This window comes from Bacillus sp. GMs2/2, assembly GCF_050172095.1.
Taxonomy (GTDB): Bacteria; Bacillota; Bacilli; order Bacillales; family Bacillaceae_G; genus Bacillus_A; species Bacillus_A cereus.
Genome location: NZ_JBNLYE010000501.1, coordinates 1 through 2,380, shown reverse-complemented (window position 1 = coordinate 2,380; position 2,380 = coordinate 1). Strand labels below are relative to the sequence as shown.

The window sequence follows — 2,380 nt, the reverse complement described above, 5'->3', positions numbered from 1 at the left end:
GATGTACGGGAAGTTGCTTGATGCAGAACGTGCTGAAACTTCTCTTGATAATGCAATGAAAAGAGTGAATGAAGGTCTTTCTGAGCAAGCAATTGAAGCTAGGGAAGCACGTGGGACTTTACTTGATTTACAAGAGAATTCTAAGAAACTTGAAGCAGAACAAAAGAAACTAACAAGCTCTTTTAAACTTCAGAATGCTGAATTAGGAGCAAACGCTAGTGAAGCTGATAAGTTGGAATTAGCACAGAAACAACTACGTCAACAAATGGAAATGACTGATAGGGTCGTCCACAATTTAGAACAACAATTAAGTGCCGCAAAGCGTGTGTATGGTGAGAATTCTACTGAAGTGCAGCAACTTGAGGCTAAATTAAACCAAGCAAAAACGACATTAAAGCAATTCGAAAACTCCTTACAGAGTGTTGGGCGAAGCGGTTCACAAGCTGCGGATGGTATGGCGGAAATCAATAAGAAACTTGATATGAACAATTTAATGGAAGCCGCTGAAGTCCTACAAGGAATATCTGAAAAGTTAATTGAAATGGGAAAGTCGATTGTAAATACAGCAATAGAGTTTGATGGATCGCAGAGGAAAATTCAGGCGTCATTAGGATTGACTGGGAAAGGTGCCGAAAATCTTCAAAAGATTGCTGTTGATACTTGGAAAAAAGGTTTTGGTGAAAATCTTGAAGAGGTAGACAATGCGCTTATAAAGGTCTATCAAAATATGCGCGATGTTCCACATGAAGAATTACAAGGTGCATCGGAAAACGTTTTAACATTAGCTAAAGTTTACGATGTTGATTTAAACGAAGCGACTCGTGGTGCAGGGCAGTTGATGAGTCAATTTGGTTTATCTACACAAGAAACATTTGATTTACTTGCTGCCGGTGCTCAAGAAGGTTTAAATTATTCGGATGAGTTATTTGATAACCTCTCTGAATATGCACCTTTATTCAAACAAGGTGGTTTTAGTGCTCAAGAAATGTTTACGATTTTAGCAAATGGAACAAAAAGCGGTTCGTATAACTTAGACTATATCAATGACCTGGTGAAGGAATTCGGTATTCGTGTACAAGATGGTTCGAAAGGTGTATCAGAAGGATTCGGCGATTTATCTGAAGAGACACAAAAAGTATGGAAATCATTTAATGAAGGTAAGGGAACCGCAGCCGATGTATTCAATGCTGTGTTAGGCGATCTTCAAAAGATGGATGACAAAGTAAAGGCAAACCAGATTGGTGTTGCTTTATTTGGTACTAAATGGGAAGACATGGGTGCAGAAGCCGTACTAAGTTTAAATGATGTAAATGGTGGTCTTGGGGATGTAACTGGACGTATGGATGAAATGAAGAAACTTCAGGAAGAATCTTTGGGGCAGCAGTTTCAAAAAGCATTAAGAGAAACACAGGCGGCGTTAGAACCACTTGGAAAGAAATTTGCAGAATTAGCTAAAGATATTTTGCCTCCAATTGTTGATGGGGTTAAAGCTGTAATGGATTGGTTTAGTAAATTGTCTGAAGCCGATCAAACACTTTTAATTGTGATGGGTGCATTGAGTACGGCGTTTATTATTCTAACTCCAATTGTAGCAGCTCTCGCTGTTTCATTTGGTGCGTTGAATCTGGCGTTTTTACCTGTGATAGCTACCATTGCAGCAGTTTCCTTGGTGATAACTGGTATTATCATGTTAATAAAAAACTGGGGTGCCATAACTGACTGGCTTTCTGAAAAATGGTCACAATTTAAAGAGTGGTTTGGCGAATTGTGGGCAGGTATAGTTCAGGCATGTAGCGATGGATGGTCATCCACAGTTGATTACTTTTCTGGAGCCTGGTCAGATTTTTTCAACATGGTAAATGAGTTCTTTGAGCCTGTCGGTCAATTTTTTGCTGATCTATGGACTGGAATTTCTGATACGGCATCTGAAATTTGGACAGGTATTACGGATTATTTTTCAGAATCGTGGTCTTCATTCATTGAATTAGCAGATAGTATATTGTCTCCTTTAGGTGAATTTTTCAGTGGATTGTGGACGGGTATTGTTGAAACGGCAACTTCTATTTGGGATCAATTAAAGACAGCTTGGCAAGAAACATGGGATACAATACTCACAGTTTTAGACCCGATTATTTCAGCAGTTTCCACAGTTTTAGAAGCAGGTTGGCTACTCATTCAAGCAGGGGCACAAATTGCATGGGCGGCAATATCTCAATATATTATACAGCCGATCCAGGAAGCGTATGATTGGATAAGTGCACAAATTGGTGAATTAGTCACATGGCTTAGTACGCAGTGGGAACTTATAAAGGCTGCTGCACAAGTTGCTTGGGGCTTATTTAAACAATATATTACTCAACCTGTTCAAGAAGCATGGGAT

At 39.2% G+C, this 2,380-nt stretch carries 1 protein-coding gene; it reads left to right on the top strand.

The genetic code is table 11. From position 1 onward, the window contains the following. On the top strand, positions 1-2,380 hold a 2,380-nt coding region (locus tag ACQGS6_RS26625; RefSeq protein WP_426965887.1), incomplete at both ends, for a phage tail tape measure protein.